General features: G+C 65.5%; 11 protein-coding genes and 1 tRNA gene. 2 read left to right on the top strand and 10 right to left on the bottom strand.

Features of this window, described 5'->3' with window-relative positions; genetic code table 11:
• Positions 1-338: 338 nt before the first annotated feature.
• Both IEW24_RS27805 and fae read left to right on the top strand, forming a co-directional pair.
• A complete protein-coding gene (locus IEW24_RS27805; protein WP_244644711.1) occupies positions 339-1,643 on the top strand; it encodes a glycoside hydrolase family 2 TIM barrel-domain containing protein in 1,305 nt (434 codons plus the stop codon).
• Positions 1,644-1,905: 262 nt separating this feature from the next.
• Entirely contained in the window at positions 1,906-2,409 is a 504-nt protein-coding gene (fae, locus tag IEW24_RS27800) for a formaldehyde-activating enzyme (RefSeq protein WP_188584243.1), read from the top strand.
• Positions 2,410-2,441: 32 nt separating this feature from the next.
• Here fae and IEW24_RS27795 read toward each other — a convergent pair whose 3' ends face one another.
• The 10 genes from IEW24_RS27795 to IEW24_RS27750 all read right to left on the bottom strand — a co-directional run bounded on the left by IEW24_RS27795 (position 2,442) and on the right by IEW24_RS27750 (position 16,688).
• A complete protein-coding gene (locus tag IEW24_RS27795) occupies positions 2,442-3,551 on the bottom strand; it encodes a helix-turn-helix transcriptional regulator (RefSeq protein ID WP_188584181.1) in 1,110 nt (369 codons plus the stop codon).
• A gap of 253 nt (positions 3,552-3,804) precedes the next feature.
• The gene (rpoC, locus tag IEW24_RS27790) at positions 3,805-7,986 is read right to left on the bottom strand and encodes a DNA-directed RNA polymerase subunit beta' (RefSeq protein ID WP_188584180.1); all 4,182 of its coding nucleotides are present in this window, start codon (positions 7,984-7,986) and stop codon (positions 3,805-3,807) included.
• A 118-nt stretch (positions 7,987-8,104) separates the two neighbouring features.
• Positions 8,105-12,235: a DNA-directed RNA polymerase subunit beta gene (gene rpoB, locus IEW24_RS27785; protein ID WP_188584179.1), complete on the bottom strand. Its 4,131-nt coding sequence runs from the start codon at positions 12,233-12,235 to the stop codon at positions 8,105-8,107.
• 252 nt (positions 12,236-12,487) lie between these two features.
• Positions 12,488-12,862 (bottom strand): 50S ribosomal protein L7/L12, encoded by a 375-nt coding sequence (gene rplL / locus IEW24_RS27780; protein WP_188584178.1) that lies wholly within the window; start codon positions 12,860-12,862, stop codon positions 12,488-12,490.
• A gap of 51 nt (positions 12,863-12,913) precedes the next feature.
• Complete coding sequence (gene rplJ / locus IEW24_RS27775) at positions 12,914-13,432, bottom strand: 50S ribosomal protein L10 (protein ID WP_188584177.1); 519 nt, start codon at positions 13,430-13,432, stop codon at positions 12,914-12,916.
• Positions 13,433-14,064: 632 nt separating this feature from the next.
• Positions 14,065-14,766: a 50S ribosomal protein L1 gene (gene rplA, locus IEW24_RS27770; protein ID WP_188584176.1), complete on the bottom strand. Its 702-nt coding sequence runs from the start codon at positions 14,764-14,766 to the stop codon at positions 14,065-14,067.
• Between the two features lie 5 nt (positions 14,767-14,771).
• Positions 14,772-15,221, bottom strand: a complete 450-nt coding sequence (rplK, locus tag IEW24_RS27765; RefSeq protein ID WP_188584175.1) for a 50S ribosomal protein L11 — start codon at positions 15,219-15,221, stop codon at positions 14,772-14,774.
• A 270-nt stretch (positions 15,222-15,491) separates the two neighbouring features.
• A complete protein-coding gene (gene nusG / locus IEW24_RS27760) occupies positions 15,492-16,022 on the bottom strand; it encodes a transcription termination/antitermination protein NusG (RefSeq protein WP_188584174.1) in 531 nt (176 codons plus the stop codon).
• Positions 16,023-16,031: 9 nt separating this feature from the next.
• Positions 16,032-16,229: a preprotein translocase subunit SecE gene (gene secE, locus IEW24_RS27755; protein ID WP_188584173.1), complete on the bottom strand. Its 198-nt coding sequence runs from the start codon at positions 16,227-16,229 to the stop codon at positions 16,032-16,034.
• 382 nt (positions 16,230-16,611) lie between these two features.
• Positions 16,612-16,688: transfer RNA gene (locus IEW24_RS27750), tRNA-Trp, on the bottom strand.
• Positions 16,689-17,303 lie beyond the last annotated feature (615 nt).

Raw genomic sequence — 17,303 nt, 5'->3', positions numbered from 1 at the left:
CAATCCCTTCAGCTGTGTCAGGGTCTTTCCTTAGAGCCGGATCGGACCAGATGGAAATCTGATCCGCGAATCCGCCTCCAAAACTTCTCTCGTGTGCGGGCCCCGGGCCGGAAAGCCATATTTGGGATCGAGCCGGCCGACGGAGCCCTGTTGCCTCCGCTGGGAGGACGCAGCGCGGTGCCGGCCGGTTCCCCATCCGGGATACGGGAAAGTCCCCTCGCCTTAATGACGGCTTGACCCGCCACTATGCCCGGCGTCATGGATCAAATGTCGTGTGCTTCGGGTCCGGGCCGCCTTGGCGACCTGTTCCCGCTGCGGATCCTCAGGAGCCAGACGCCTTGTCAGTCCCCGTCCTTGCCGTCCGTCCGCGCCGCCCGCTCGTCCGCTCCATTCTGGCGTCCGGGACTGCCCGTGCGTGCATCGCGCTCGCGGCGGCCGGTCTCATCGGCATCGCCACCCCGGCACAGGCGGCAGGCGTGAGCGTGCGCGGCACGGAGATCCTGCTGGACGGCAAACCCTTCCTCGCCAACGGCGCCGCCGGCGCCAGCCGTCTCGCCGAGCTGAAGGGCATCGGCGCCAAGGTGATCCGTACCTATGGCGAGGAGCCGGGCGAGATTCTCGATGCCGCCCAGAGGGCCGGCCTGAAGGTGATCGTCGGCTTCTGGATGGAACATCCCCGGCGCGGATTCGACTATGGCAATCCTCCCGCCGTACAGGCCCAGCTCGATAATCTGCGCAAGATGGTGGAGCGCTATCGCACCCATCCGGCCCTGCTCATGTGGGGCATCGGCAATGAGGTGGAGACCGAACTCTCCCCCGCCCAGTCGGAAGCGGTGTGGGCCGGCATCGAGCAGGCCGCCAAGCTCACCAAGTCGCTCGATCCTGACCATCCCGTCATGACCGTTCTGGCCGATGCCGGTCAGGACAAGGTGGCAGCCCTCAAGCGTGCCGCCCCATCCGTGGACGTGCTGGGGCTGAATGCCTATGGCGACAGCCTGCTCACCATCGTGCCCCGCGCCCGCGCGCAGGGCTGGACCGGCCCCATCGTCATCACCGAGATGGGCGCCATCGGCCAGTGGACCGCCGCCCATACGCCGTGGGGCGCCCCCGTGGAGCCCAACAGCACCGAGAAGGCGGACAAGATGCAACGCTACCTCGCTGCCCTGAAGGCGCAGAAGGTGGCGGCCCTGCCCTTCCTGTGGGGGCAGAAGCAGGAAGTGACGCCCACCTGGCACAGCCTGTTCACGCCCACCGGCGAATGGACCGAGACCGTGCAGGTGATGGCCGACGCCTTCGGCGGCACGGTGCCAAGCGGCAACCATGCGCCGCGCATCATGACCCTGCGCCTCAACGGGCCGTCTGGCGTCGAGGCGCGCACCGGCACCAGCGCCACGCTGGGCGCCACCGATCCCGACGGCGATGCGCTGAAGGTGGAGTGGAAGGTGATGGGTGAGACCAGCGTGCGCGGCGTCGGCGGCGATCTGGAGCCGGTGCCTCCCACCTTCCGCGAGGCGATTCACGACGCCACGCCCACCAGCGTGAAGGTCTATGGGCTGGAGCCGGGCCGCTACCGCCTGTTCGTCACCGTGCGCGACGGTCGGGGCGCTGCCGCCACCGGCAACCTGCCCTTCGAGGTGCGCTAGAGTGTTTCCGTGTTCCATGGAAACACGGAAACACTCCAACGCATTGATGGAGGCTGTCTTGTCGCTTGGACTGCGAAGCAATCAAAGCCGGACATGCTCCAGAGGCGGATCGGATCAGGTCGAATCCATCCGATCCAGGAAGCTGCTCCGAAACCTTCTCTGAAGGTCCCCTGCGACACCCCTCTTAATTTGTGTCTGGAATCCCTTTAGACCTGCCGTGCCCGGCTGCAATGGTGGCGGTCCGGGTGGCGTTTGGAGCGGGCTGGTGAAGATTACGAAGATGATGGCCGGCGAGGCCATGGTGGGAGAAGGCAATGAGGTCGCCCATATCGACCTCGTGATCGGTCCGCGCGGTTCGGCGGCCGAGACCGCCTTCGTGACCGCTCTCACCAACAACAAGGACGGCTTCACCACGCTGCTCGCCATTCTGGAACCCAACGTCCTCGCCAAGCCCAACACCGTCCTGTTCAACAAGGTGGTGATCCGCGGCGCCCGGCAGGCGGCGCAGATGTTCGGCCCGGCCCAGTATGCGGTGGCCCGCGCGGTGGTGGATTCGGTGGCAGAGGGCGTGATCCCGGAAGATGAAGCCGACGACCTCTTCATCGCGGCCGGCGTGTTCATTCACTGGCAGGCGGCGGACGAGGCCAAGATCCAGGCATTCAACTATGAAGCCACCAAGCTCGCCCTGCGACGGGCGGTGGCCGGTGAGCCCACCGTGAAACAGGTGCTGGAAAAGGCAAAATCCCTGCCGCCCTTCACCGCCTGACCGCCTGACCGTCTCTCCGCTTCCGACCCTGATCAGCGTTCCGGCGGCCGGCTGCCGAAGCGTGGCGCGGCCGCCGCCAGCAGGCCCACCAACTCCGCCTGCCGGGTCAGCCCCAGCTTCGCGAGCGCCGCCTTCAGTTGCGAGCGCACCGTCTCGCGCGAGACGCCCAGCACCTCGGCGGTGGCCTCCACCGTCGCCCCCGAGGCGATGCGATGGGCCACGCGCGCCTCGGCCGGCGTCAGGTCGAACAATTGCACCAGCAGTTCCGGCGGCAGCACGGGGCGGGCCACCACCGGGGTGGCGAGGATCAGCGCCACGCAGGCCGTGAATACGTCCCGCGCCGCCCCCCGCACCGGCAGCACATGGAACACGTGTGCCTCGCCGCCGGGCTGCGGCGGCAGCGGAATGGCACGGCCGACACCGACGCCCGCCTCGATGCGGGCCAGCGCATCCATCAGCGCCGCCTGAGCCTGCCCGTTCGCGAGGATCACGGCCGGATCGCAGGCCCGCACCACCTGCGGCATCAGCGCCTCGAACAGCGTATTGGCGCTCTCCAGTCGCCCATGCGGGCGTACCAGAGCCGCCGGCAGGGAGATGATCTGCAGCGCGCTGGATGCGGCCTTGGCGCGCTCCAGCGTGAGATGGGTGGAAATCATGGAGGCCCGCGCGAGATGCGGATGCAGCCCCTCCAGGATGCGCATGTCCTCGCCCTGCACGGGGCCGGCGCCATAGTGGCGCTCCACATTCATGAAGACCGTGCGCTCATGGGGCAGCCGCATGAGCGTGGAAGCCCCCCAGCCGAAGCCGCGCGGGTAGAGCCATTCGGCATAGACCGGCTCGCGCGCCAGTTCCTCGGCATGAAAAAGATCAAGATCGCCGACAAAGCCGGTGCGGCCCGACGCCTCCAGACGGTCGTTGAAACCATCCCGGTCCAGCCAGCCTTCGGCGATGAAGCGGCTGACGTCCTCGGCGAACGCGGGAGAAGCGATCCAGCGCGCGGCAGTGCCGCCGGGCGTGAACAGGCAGGCACCAGCGGCATTGACGTTGCGGGCGATGGTGTCGAGCACGTCCGGCCAAAGGTCCGGAACGGCGGCGGCCTCATAGATCCGCCCGACCAGCGTTACGGCCTGATCCCGCAGCATGTCGTCGCCTCCCACCAGAGCCGCCGCCGACCGGTCGGAACCAGCTGGATCGGCGAGACCACCCCAAAGCCATTGTCCAGGCACGACCCGATGGAGCCATGCGCCGCTTTCCCCCTTGTTCAGTGGTAGCGCGCTTCCGCAAGCGCTGCCAAGAGCAGGTATAACGGGCGCGCGCCGGAAGCGCGCCACCGGAACGCAAAACGGGCCGCCCAAGGGCGGCCCGTCTGTCTATGTCTGCAATGGGGCAGGCAGATCACTCGGCCGCGTCGGCCGGGCCTTCCACCATCGGCTGCTCCTCGGTCTCGCCACGGGTGGCGAGGATGAGGTCGTCGCGGGAGTTGGCGGTGACGCGCAGCTTGCTCATCTGCGCGCCGGTGCCGGCCGGGATCAGGCGGCCCACGATGACGTTCTCCTTGAGACCGTCCAGCGGATCGACCTTGCCGTTGACCGCCGCCTCGGTGAGGACGCGGGTGGTCTCCTGGAACGAGGCCGCCGAGAAGAACGACCGCGTCTGCAGGCTGGCCTTGGTGATGCCGAGCAGAACGGGATGTCCGGTCGCGGGCTTCTTGCCCTCTTCCTTCATCCGCTCGTTGGCTTCCGCCAGCTCGATACGATCCACCTGCTCGCCGTCGAGGAACTCGGTGTCCCCGGCGTCGTCCAGCTCGACCTTCTGGAGCATGTTCCGGACAATCACTTCGATGTGCTTGTCGTTGATGTTCACGCCCTGAAGCCGGTAGACCTCCTGGATTTCGTTCACGAGGAAGGCCGCGAGCTCCTCCACGCCCTTGATCGCCAGGATGTCGTGCGGGGCCGGGTTGCCGTCCACCAGGAAGTCGCCCTTCTCCACGACGTCGCCGTCCTGCAGATGGATGTGCTTGCCCTTCGGGATCAGATACTCGACCGCATCACCGCCGTCCGTCGGCTCGATGGAGAGCCGGCGCTTGTTCTTGTAGTCGCGGCCGAAGCGGATGGTGCCGCTGATCTCCGCGATGATCGCCGCGTCCTTCGGACGGCGCGCCTCGAACAGCTCCGCCACGCGCGGCAGACCGCCCGTGATGTCGCGCGTCTTGGCGCTTTCCATCGGCACGCGGGCGACGATGTCACCGGCCTTGATGGTCTGACCGGGATCCACCGAGATGATGGCCTCGGCGGGCAGGCTGTAGCGGGCGTCACCGCCGCGCGGCAGCTTCAGCACCTTGCCATCCTTGCCCTTCAGCACGATGGCCGGACGCAGGTCCGCGCCACGCACGCTGCGGCTGTCGGTAACGACGCGCTTGGCAATGCCGGTCGCTTCGTCCACCGCTTCGCTCAGGGACTGGCCGTCGACCAGATCCTCGAAGCCAACGGCGCCCTCGACCTCGGTCACGATCGGCCGGGTGTAGGGATCCCACTCCGCGATGCGCTGGCCGCGCTTCACGGTGTCGCCATCGTCCACCTTCAGGCGCGAGCCGTACTGGACGCGGTGAACCGCACGCTCGGTGCCGTCAACGTCGACGATCACCACGGCGAGGTTGCGCGCCATGACGATGAGCTCGCCTTCCGAATTCTTCGCAACGTTGCGGTTACGAATGCGGACGGCGCCCTCGAAGTTCGTCTCCAGGAACGACGAGTCCGCGAGCTGCGCGGCGCCGCCGATGTGGAAGGTACGCATGGTGAGCTGGGTGCCCGGCTCGCCGATGGACTGCGCCGCGATGACGCCGACCGCCTCGCCCATGTTGACGGGCGTACCACGCGCCAGATCGCGACCGTAGCAGGTGCCGCAGACGCCGTTCCGCGTCTCGCAGGTCAGCACCGACCGGATCTTGATCTCCTGGATACCGGACTTGTTGATCCGGTCGATGTGGTGCTCCTCGATCATCATGCCCTTCGGCACGATCATCTCGCCGGTGGCCGGCACCACCACGTCTTCCACGGCGGTACGGCCGAGAACACGGGAGGACAGCGAGGCCACGATCTGCCCCGAGTCGATGATGGCGCGCATGGAGATGCCATTATCCGAGCCGCAATCGCGCTCATTGATGATGGAATCCTGCGCCACGTCGACCAGACGGCGGGTCAGGTAGCCCGAGTTCGCGGTCTTCAGAGCGGTATCGGCAAGGCCCTTACGCGCGCCGTGGGTGGAGTTGAAGTACTCCATCACGGTCAGGCCTTCCTTGAAGTTCGAGATGATCGGGGTCTCGATGATCTCGCCGGAAGGCTTCGCCATAAGGCCGCGCATGCCGGCCAGCTGCTTCATCTGGGCCGGCGACCCACGCGCTCCGGAGTGGGACATCATGTAGATCGAGTTGATCTGCGCGTCCCGCCCGGTCTTCGGGTCCTTCTTCACGGACGAGATTTCCTTCATCATCTCGTCGGCGATGCGGTCGGTGCACTTGCCCCAGGCGTCGACCACCTTGTTGTACTTCTCGCCCTGCGTGATCAGGCCGTCGTTGTACTGCTGCTCATATTCCTTGGTGAGCGTGCGCGTCTCTTCGACGAGCGCCCACTTCTTGGCCGGAACGACCATGTCGTCCTTGCCGAAGGAGATGCCCGCGCGGAACGCGTTGTAGAAGCCGAGCGACATGAGCCGGTCGCAGAAGATCACACTCTCCTTCTGCCCGCAGTGGCGGTAGACCGTATCGATCATGTTGGAGATTTCCTTCTTCGTCATCAGCTTGTTGACGACGTCGAAGGGAACCTTCGGATCCTTGGGCAGCAGCTCACCGATCTTCATGCGGCCGGGCGTGGTCTCGTAGATCTTCGAGACCTGGTTGCCGTCCGCATCCACGCCGATGTAGCGGCCGCGGATCTTGGTGTGCAGCGTGATCGCCTTGGCGGCGATGGCATGGTCGATCTCGCCCATGTCCGCGAACATCATGCCCTCGCCGGGCTCTTTCTCGCGCATGATGGAGAGATAGTAGAGGCCCAGAACGATGTCCTGCGACGGCACGATGATCGGCTGACCATTGGCCGGGTGCAGGATGTTGTTCGTGGACATCATGAGCACGCGCGCTTCCAGCTGGGCTTCCAGCGAGAGCGGGACGTGCACGGCCATCTGGTCGCCGTCGAAGTCGGCGTTAAAGGCCGAGCAGACCAGCGGATGCAGCTGGATCGCCTTGCCTTCGATGAGCGTGGGCTCGAACGCCTGGATGCCGAGGCGATGCAGCGTCGGGGCGCGGTTCAGCATCACCGGATGCTCGCGGATAACCTCGTCGAGGATATCCCAAACCTCCGGACGCTCCTTCTCCACCAGCTTCTTCGCCTGCTTGACGGTCGCGGAGTGACCCTTGGCGTCGAGGCGGGCGTAGATGAAGGGCTTGAACAGCTCCAGCGCCATCTTCTTCGGCAGGCCGCACTGGTGGAGCTTCAGCTCCGGACCCACCACGATCACCGAACGGCCGGAATAGTCCACGCGCTTGCCGAGCAGGTTCTGACGGAACCGGCCCTGCTTGCCCTTCAGCATGTCGGCGAGCGACTTCAGCGGGCGCTTGTTGGCACCCGTGATGACGCGGCCGCGACGGCCGTTGTCGAACAGCGCATCCACCGCTTCCTGAAGCATGCGCTTCTCGTTGCGGATGATGATGTCCGGCGCGCGAAGCTCGATGAGGCGCTTCAGGCGGTTGTTACGGTTGATGACGCGGCGGTACAGGTCGTTCAGGTCGGAGGTCGCGAACCGGCCGCCGTCCAGCGGGACGAGCGGGCGCAGGTCCGGCGGGATGACCGGAACGTGGGTGAGGATCATCCACTCCGGCTTGTTGCCGGAGGCCTGGAAGGCCTCGACGATCTTCAGGCGCTTGGCGAGCTTCTTGGGCTTCAGCTCGGTGGTCGCGTTGGCGATCTCGACACGGATGTCGGCGGCCAGCTTCTCCAGCTCCATCGAGCGCAGCAGCTCGCGGATGGCCTCGGCGCCGATCATGGCGGTGAACGAGTCATCGCCATACTCGTCCTGGGCGCGCAGGTAGTCGTCCTCCGAAAGGAGCTGACGATACTTGAGCGGGGTCAGGCCGGGCTCGATGACGACGAAATACTCGAAGTACAGGATGCGCTCGAGGTCCTTGAGCGTCATGTCGAGCAGCAGGCCGATGCGGCTCGGCAGCGACTTCAGGAACCAGATGTGCGCCACCGGGGCGGCCAGCTCGATGTGGCCCATGCGCTCACGGCGCACGCGCGAGAGCGTGACCTCGACGCCGCACTTCTCGCAGATGATGCCCTTGTACTTCATGCGCTTGTACTTGCCGCACAAGCACTCGTAGTCCTTGATGGGGCCGAAGATGCGCGCGCAGAACAGACCGTCACGCTCGGGCTTGAACGTGCGGTAGTTGATCGTTTCCGGCTTCTTGATCTCGCCGTAGGACCACGACGAGATCTTGTCCGGGCTCGCGATCGAGATCTTGATCTGATCGAACGTGGGCGCCGGAGCCGCCGGGTTGAAGAGATTCATCACCTCTTGATTCATGGCCGTCTCCTTCGGCTCGGCCGGTCAGCCCCCTGTGCCGCATGGGGGCCTCGGCCGGAAAATGCAAAATTCAGAGGCAAAGGCGCGGGCTCATGCCCGCGCCTCGCAAATCCGCAGCTCACTCGGCCGCGGGCAGATTTTCGCGTGTGCCCGGATTGGACTGGCGCCCGGTCTTGGAGTTCACCAGCTCGACGTTGAGGCCGAGCGAGCGCATTTCCTTCACCAGCACGTTGAAGCTTTCCGGAATGCCGCTCTCGAAGGTGTCCTCGCCGCGCACGATCGACTCGTAGACCTTGGTGCGGCCCGCGACGTCGTCCGACTTGACGGTGAGCATCTCCTGCAGCGTGTAGGCCGCGCCGTAAGCTTCCAGAGCCCACACTTCCATTTCACCGAAGCGCTGGCCGCCGAACTGTGCCTTGCCACCCAGCGGCTGCTGGGTCACGAGCGAGTAGGGGCCGATGGAGCGGGCGTGGATCTTGTCGTCGACCAGATGGTGCAGCTTCAGCATGTAGATGTAGCCCACCGTGACCTGACGGTCGAAGGGCTCACCCGTGCGGCCGTCGAACAGGGTGGACTGGCCGGAGCGATTGACGCCCGCCTTCTCCAGAGCCTCTTCGATGTCACCTTCATGGGCGCCGTCGAACACCGGAGTGGCCATCGGCACACCCTTGCGCAGGTTCTCGCCCAGCTCGATGAGCTGACCTTCGTCCAGCGGCAGGATGTCGTCCGGCCCGTAGATGTTCTCCAGCGCGCCGGTCAGCACCTGCTTGTCCTTGGAGCCGTAATAGGCGTCCACGGCGGCAGCCACCTGGCGACCGAGGTTCGCGCAGGCCCAGCCCAGATGCGTCTCGAGGATCTGGCCGACGTTCATGCGGCTCGGCACGCCGAGCGGGTTCAGCACGATGTCGACATTGGTGCCGTCCTCAAGGAACGGCATGTCCTCGACGGGAACGATGCGCGACACGACACCCTTGTTGCCGTGACGGCCGGCCATCTTGTCGCCCGGCTGGATCTTGCGCTTCACCGCGACGAAGACCTTGACCATCTTCATCACGCCGGGCGGCAGTTCGTCGCCGCGCTGCAGCTTCTCGACCTTGTCCAGGAAGCGCTGCTCAAGGCGCTTCTTGGACTCGTCATACTGCGCCCGGATGGCCTCGATCTCGCTCATGAGAGCGTCGTCGGCCACCGCGAACAGCCACCACTGCGACCGCGGGAACTCGGTCAGCAGCAGACGGGTGATCTCGCTGTCCTTCTTGAAGCCCTTCGGGCCCGCGATGGCGACCTTGCCGTCCAGCAGTTCGGCGAGGCGGCCGTAGACGTTACGGTCCAGGATCGCCTGCTCGTCGTCACGGTCCTTGGCGAGACGCTCGATTTCCTCGCGCTCGATGGCCAGCGCACGCTCGTCCTTGTCGACGCCGTGGCGGTTGAAGACGCGCACTTCCACGATGGTGCCCGTGGTGCCCGGGGGCAGACGGAGCGAGGTGTCGCGGACGTCGGCGGCCTTCTCACCGAAGATGGCGCGCAGAAGCTTCTCTTCCGGCGTCATCGGGCTTTCGCCCTTGGGGGTGATCTTGCCCACCAGGATGTCGCCGGCGCGGACTTCCGCGCCGATGTACACGATACCGGCTTCGTCGAGGTTCTTCAGCGCTTCTTCCGACACGTTCGGAATATCGCGGGTGATTTCCTCCGGGCCCAGCTTCGTGTCGCGGGCCATGGCTTCGAACTCCTCGATATGGATCGAGGTGAAGACGTCTTCCTTCACGATGGTCTCGGAAAGGAGGATGGAGTCTTCGTAGTTGTAGCCATTCCACGGCATGAACGCGACGAGCACGTTACGGCCGAGCGCCAGCTCGCCGAGTTCGGTCGAAGGACCGTCAGCGATGATGTCGCCCTTGCGGACCACGTCGCCCACACGCACCAGCGGACGCTGGTTGATGCAGGTGGACTGGTTGGAGCGCTGGAACTTCATCAGACGGTAGATGTCGACGCCGCTCTTGGACGGGTCGGCCTCTTCCGTGGCGCGGATAACGATACGGGTGGCGTCCACCTGATCGATGATGCCGGTGCGGCGGGCCGCGATGGCGGCGCCCGAGTCACGGGCGACCACCGCTTCCATGCCGGTGCCGACCAGCGGCGCCTGCGAGCGGACCAGAGGCACCGCCTGACGCTGCATGTTCGAGCCCATCAGCGCGCGGTTCGCGTCGTCGTTCTCAAGGAACGGGATGAGCGCGGCAGCGACCGACACGAGCTGCTTCGGCGACACGTCCATGAAGTCGACGCGGTCAGGCGCGACCAGCAGCACGTCACCGGCGTGACGGCAGATGATCAGGTCTTCCTCGAAGCGACCGTCCTTGTCGAGCGGGATGTTGGCCTGCGCGACGTGGTACTTCCCCTCCTCCATGGCGGAGAGATAGACCACCTCGTCGGTGACGCGGCTGTCCACCACGCGGCGGTAGGGCGCCTCGATGAAGCCGTACTTGTTCACGCGGGCAAACGTCGCCAGCGAGTTGATGAGGCCGATATTCGGACCTTCCGGCGTCTCGATCGGGCAGATGCGGCCGTAATGCGTCGGATGCACGTCGCGCACCTCGAAGCCGGCGCGCTCACGCGTCAGACCGCCCGGGCCAAGCGCCGAGAGACGGCGCTTGTGGGTGATCTCCGACAGCGGATTGGTCTGGTCCATGAACTGCGAGAGCTGCGAGGAGCCGAAGAATTCGCGCACCGCAGCCGCCACCGGCTTCGCGTTGATCAGATCCTGCGGCATCACGGTGTCGATGTCGACGGACGACATGCGTTCCTTGATGGCGCGCTCCATGCGGAGCAGACCCACGCGGTACTGGTTCTCCATGAGCTCGCCGACCGAACGCACGCGGCGGTTGCCGAGATGGTCGATGTCGTCGATCTCGCCCTTGCCGTCGCGCAGCTCAACGAGCGTCTTGATGACCGCGAGGATGTCCTCGCGGCGCAGGATGCGCACGGTGTCCTCGGCGTCGAGGTCGAGGCGCATGTTCATCTTCACGCGGCCGACGGCGGAGAGGTCGTAGCGCTCCGGATCGAAGAACAGCGAGTGGAACATCGCCTGCGCGCTGTCGATGGTCGGGGGCTCGCCCGGACGCATCACGCGGTAGATGTCGAAGAGCGCTTCCTCGCGCGAGGAATTCTTGTCCGCAACGAGGGTGTTGCGGATGTAGGCGCCGGTGTTGATGTGATCGATGTCGAGGATCGGGATCTCGTCGAACCCGGCCTCGCCAAGGGTCTTCAGCACCTTGTCGGTGATTTCCTCACCGGCCTCGGCATAGACCTCGCCCGTGTGGACGTTGACGATGTCCTCGGCGATGTACTGGCCGACCATCTCGTCGTCGGAGATCTTGAGGGCCTTGAGGCCCTTCTCCACGAGCTGGCGGGCAGCGCGCACGGTCAGCTTCTTGCCGGCCTCGACCACCACTTCGCCGGTGTCGGCGTCGATGAGGTCGGCGACCGCCTTGTAGCCCTTCATCCGCTTGGGATCGAACGGCATGCGCCAGCCGTCCTTCGAGCGGACGTACTGGATCTTCTCGAAGAAGGTGTCGAGGATCTCCTCGGAATCGAGGCCGAGCGCGAACAGCAGCGACGTCACCGGAATCTTGCGGCGACGGTCGATGCGCGCGAACACGATGTCCTTGGCGTCGAACTCGATGTCGAGCCAGGAGCCGCGATACGGGATGATGCGGGCGGCGAACAGGAGCTTGCCCGAGGAATGGGTCTTGCCCTTGTCGTGATCGAAGAACACGCCCGGCGAACGGTGCATCTGCGAGACGATAACGCGCTCGGTGCCGTTGACGATGAACGTGCCGTTCATGGTCATCAGCGGGATGTCGCCGGTGTAGACGTCCTGCTCCTTGATGTCCTTCACGGACTTCGCGCCGGTGTCGGGATCGACATCGAACACGATCAGGCGCAGCGTGACCTTCAGCGGGGCCGCGAACGTGATGCCGCGCTGGCGGCACTCGTCCACGTCATACTTGGGGGCCTCGAACTCGTAGCGCACGAACTCCAGCATCGCGGCGCCGGAGAAGTCGGAAATCGGGAATACCGACTTGAACACCGCCTGGAGACCGTCGTCCGCGCGCCCGCCCTTCGGCTCTTCGACCTGCAGGAACTGGTCATAGGACGCCTTCTGAACCTCGATGAGGTTCGGCATCTCAGCCACTTCCTTGATCTTTCCGAAGAATTTGCGGATCCGCTTACGACCGGTGAACGTTTGCGCCATCTCGATCCTCGTCCGTACTGGTCCACTCGTCGGCAGGTCCTCGCGCGGAGCGTGCCACACCGGCAAAGGGACCGCCGTCACCATCACGCCGCAGACGGTGGGGGCACTCTAGGGGTGCCATCCCGCTGCGGTCCGTCACGGCTCGCCAAGTCGTCGCCACACCGGCGACTAGGGGAACCGTCCCGTCACATCCGCATCCGGAGACGCGGATGGCGGCCCCGGGAAAACCCGGGACCGCCGAACGTCAAAAGCTCACTTGAGCTCGACCTTGGCGCCAGCCTTCTCGAGCTGGGCCTTGAGCTTCTCGGCTTCGTCCTTGGCCACGCCTTCCTTGACGGGCTTCGGAGCGCCTTCCACCAGGTCCTTGGCTTCCTTGAGGCCCAGGCCGGTGATGGCGCGGACTTCCTTGATGACTTCGATCTTCTTCTCGCCGGCGGCGGCGAGAACGACCGTGAACTCGGTCTGCTCTTCGACGGCAGCCGCAGCGGCACCGGCCGGGGCAGCCGCAACAGCGACGGCGGCAGCGGCGGAGACGCCCCACTTCTCCTCGAGAAGCTTGGCCAGCTCGGCAGCCTCGAGAACGGTCAGGGAGGACAGCTCGTCGACGAGCTTGGTCAGGTCAGCCATTGTATGTTCCTAAGATAGGTTCGAAATTCAGGTTTGCGAGATCCAACCGCCTCACGCGGCTTCGTTCTGCTTGGCATAGGCCCCAAACACGCGGGCAAGCTTCGCTGCCGGCGCGGTGGAGAGCTGGGCCAGCTTGGTCGCCGGGGCCTGGATAAGGCCGACGAGCTTGGCACGCAGTTCGTCCAGGGACGGCATGGTGGCCAGAGCCTTCACACCGTCAGTATTGAGGACCGTCTTGCCCATCGCGCCGCCAAGGATGACGAACTTGTCGTTCGCCTTGGCAAACTCGACGGCAACCTTCGGCGCCGCCACCGGATCGCTCGAATAAGCGATGATGGTGGGTCCCTTCAGAAGGGAGGCCACATGGGCGACGTCGGAGCCTTCCAGAGCGATCTTGGCGAGGCGGTTCTTCGCCACCTTCACGACCGCACCCTCAGCCTTCATCTGCCGACGGAGTTTCGACAGCTGGGCCACGGTGAGGCCGGAGTAGTGGGCCACCACGACGACCGAAGTGGTCTTGAACACTTCGGTGAGCGTCGTGACGAGCTCTTGTTTTTCCGCTCGATCCACTGCTGGCTCTCTTTAAGCCTGTGGTGAAACCAGAGACTGGCCTCACCGGTTGCGCCTTGCCGCTCGTCACTTCCAGACATGCTGGTCGCGGACGCGCGACGCTCACATGCCCTGTCCCCTCGGATCCGGGTCACAGGCCATAAGGCCACCGGCTACAAGGCGCTGGTTCGAACCTAACTCTTCGCGGACGCAGCTGCGCCGCTCGAAATCCGGTCTTCCCCGTCTATGCTGGCCCTCCAGAGGACACCTCCGGGCGAGGTGTCTGGCGAGGATTAAACCGTGCCGGGCACGGTGCCTGCAGTCTCGGACAGGACTCCCGCCCGCCTCACGCACCACACCCCGGAACATCACATTTCCGGGAACGGATACCACAGACAGACGTTAAGGCCGGGTGGGCGAACCCTCCCAGCCGCTCCACCCGTTTCCAGGCAGAAGCTCACAAAACATAACAAACCGCACCATGTCTCCATGGTCCGGGGAACGGGCTATATAGGCCCCGCCCATGCGGTTGTCACGCCCTTTTTTAACCCTTCCTGCCGTCCGAAGATCGGCAAGCGGAAGCTCTACCGGAGCGTTCCAACAGAAAGGGCCGGGTCGAAACCCGGCCCTCTCCTTGTCCTGAAACGTCGCGATCAGACCGGGGCGGTCACGGTGGCGGTGTCCACCTTGATGCCCGGGCCCATGGTCGAGGACACGGCCACGCGCTGCACGTAGGTGCCCTTGGCGCCGGTCGGCTTGGCCTTCACCACCGCGTCCACGAAGGCGCGGATGTTCTCGGCCAGCTTGTCGGCCTCGAACGAGGCCTTGCCGATACCGCCGTGGATGATGCCGGCCTTCTCGACGCGGAACTCCACCGCGCCGCCCTTGGCGGCGGCGACGGCGCCCTTGACGTCCATGGTCACGGTGCCGACCTTCGGGTTCGGCATCAGGCCGCGCGGGCCGAGCACCTTGCCGAGACGGCCGACCAGCGGCATCAGGTCCGGGGTCGCGATGCAGCGATCGAACTCGATGGTGCCGCCCTGCACGATTTCCAGCAGATCCTCGGCGCCCACGATGTCGGCGCCGGCAGCCTTGGCCTCGTCGGCCTTGGCGCCACGGGCGAACACCGCCACACGCACCGTACGGCCGGAGCCGTTGGGCAGCTGGCACACGCCACGGACCATCTGGTCCGCATGGCGCGGGTCAACGCCGAGGTTGATGGCGACCTCGATGGTCTCATCGAACTTGGCGGTGGTGCGGGCCTTGAGCAGAGCCAGGGCCTCGTCCAGCGGGTAGAGCTTGAGGCGATCGATGCCTTCGTTGGCGGCGCGGATGCGCTTTCCGTTAGTAGCCATCGCGATCAACCCTCAACCTGCAGGCCCATGGACCGGGCCGAACCTTCGAGCATCAGGACCGCGGACGCGACGTTGTCGCAGTTCAGGTCCTTCATCTTCTTCTCGGCGATCTCCGCGAGCTGGGCGCGCGTGACCTTGCCGACAGTGGCGCCCTTGCCCGGGGTCTTGGAGCCGGTGCCGGGCTTCTTCTTCGTGTCGAGGCCGGCGGCCTTCTTCAGGAAGTAGGAAACCGGGGGGGTCTTCAGCTCGAAGGTGAAGGAGCGATCCTGATAGGCCGTGATCACCACGGGGATCGGCATGCCCTTCTCGAGCTGCGCGGTCTGCGCATTGAAGGCCTTGCAGAATTCCATGATGTTCAGGCCGCGCTGACCGAGCGCGGGACCAATCGGCGGGGCCGGATTGGCGCTGCCGGCGGGAACCTGCAGCTTGACGTAACCGGTGATTTTCTTCGCCATCTCAATACTCCCGTCATGGGTCCGGCCCGCCCGAAGGCAGACACGTGGACCGGGATTGCGTGGTGCGGATCGCAGGAGCGTTTGGCGAGACGCTCCGTCACCTCCCACGCTGGCCGGCAGTCCGTTCGGACTTCGGCCACAACGACAGCCTGAATACTCAAGCCGTCATCTCCACGGGACCGGAAACCCGGCCCGCGAAGGGTGCACCGCATAAAGCAACGCGCCGTCCGGGACAAGCCCGGCGGCGCGCGCCATGCGAATTGTTTGAGGTCAGACCTTCTCGACCTGCCCGAATTCCAGCTCCACCGGGGTGGCGCGGCCGAAGATGGACACCGCCACCTTGAGGCGCGAGCGGGCCTCGTCCACTTCTTCCACGATGCCGTTGAAGGTGGCGAAGGGACCGTCGGAGACCTTCACCGTCTCGCCCACCTCGTAGGAGATGGACGGCTTCGGACGCTCGATGCCTTCCTGCACCTGCTGCAGGATGCGCATGGCCTCGTTCTCGGAGATCGGCATGGGCTTGTTGTCGGCGCCCAGGAAGCCAGTGACCTTCGGCGTGTTCTTGATGAGATGGAAGGCCTCATCGGTGAGGTCCATCTTCACCAGCACGTAGCCGGGGAAGAACTTGCGCTCTGCATCCACCTTGCGGCCGCGGCGCACTTCCACGACCTTCTCGGTCGGGACGAGGATCTGCTCGAACAGCTCCGAGAGGTTGCGCTGATCCGCCTGCTCGCGAATCGAGTCCGCCACCTTCTTCTCGAAGTTGGAATAGGCGTGGACGATATACCAACGCTTGGCCATGACGTCCCCTCAGTGCCCGAGCGACAGGAGCTGGCTGACGCCGAAGCGCAGGATCTGGTCGATGATCATGAAGAAGATCGACGCCACCAGAACCATGACGAACACCATCGCCGTGGTGATGGCCGTCTCGCGCCGCGAGGGCCAGGTCACTTTCGCCGTCTCGGCGCGGACCTGCTGGAAGAACTCCACGGGACTGATCTTTGCCATGTCGCTCCGGCTGCTCGCCCGGCATCCCGAAGGAGCCCGCGCCACAGCCACCTTTCTGATCTTGCGGCGCCCGCCAGACCTCATGGTCCGCCAGTCGGCCACCTGAACCTCACCTTCCGCTTCACCCTTACGTGCGGGATAGAAGCGAAACTCGCGCCGGATGTCCGGCCAGCGGCGGCACGCCCGGAAACCGGAGCCGACGCCGAGACCTCCCTCGAATGGGAGGCCGAATGTCTATTTAGGCTGAAACCAACGCGGGTCCAGCCCCTGCCCGAAGGCGATCAGATGTCCAGATGCGGGTGCCGCTCCGTCCTGCGCGCGGCAGGCCCTCACTACAGGCCGGTTCAGGAACAATGTCCTGCCGAGGCGCCATCTTGCGCCGTGGCAGGAGTGGAGGGACTCGAACCCCCAACCCCCGGTTTTGGAGACCGGTGCTCTAACCAGTTGAGCTACACTCCTAGAGGCCGCGCTTAAGGGTAAGCGACCCCGCGCCGGGAAACGATCCAGCGCAACGGGTTCGTGTGTCTAGTCAGCCGGAAGCCATCTGTAAAGGGGGCGCGGGACGCAGCCGGGTTATCCCCAAGCCGCAGCCCCACCGGAAGGCGGCAACCGACCGCTAGTTCGGGGGCGCAGCCGCTCCCTCCCGCTTCCGGGATGGAGCCGTGGCGCATTCCCGATTGAGCCCTGTGCCGGGCGCATTCTCGAAGACGCAGCGCCGATCCGGCGGATCGCCGCAGACCTTGGCCAGTTCCCTGAAGCCGACGCAGCGCCCATCCGGCCCGCGATAGCCGGGGCCACCCTTGCACCCGCATCCGGTGCAGGCCGGGCGCTCCGGACAACCGGCCGCCTCCGCCGCCCCGGCCGCAGGCGGGACGAGCAGGAACGCGGCGAGGAGAATCAGCGGGCCGGCAGAACGGCGAGCGATGCGCATGGTCACCGGAACGAAAAGGGGCGGCATCGCGATGATGCCGCCCCGAAGAGTGTCAGCGATGGCGAGGGCCGCAGGCCCTCGGGATCACTCGATGATCGAGGCGACGACGCCGGCGCCGACAGTGCGGCCGCCTTCACGGATAG

Origin of the sequence: Azorhizobium oxalatiphilum (genome assembly GCF_014635325.1) — a bacterium.
GTDB classification, from domain to species: domain Bacteria; phylum Pseudomonadota; class Alphaproteobacteria; order Rhizobiales; family Xanthobacteraceae; genus Azorhizobium; species Azorhizobium oxalatiphilum.
Note: the sequence above shows the minus strand (reverse complement) of the source record. Positions and strands in the feature narration are given on the sequence as shown.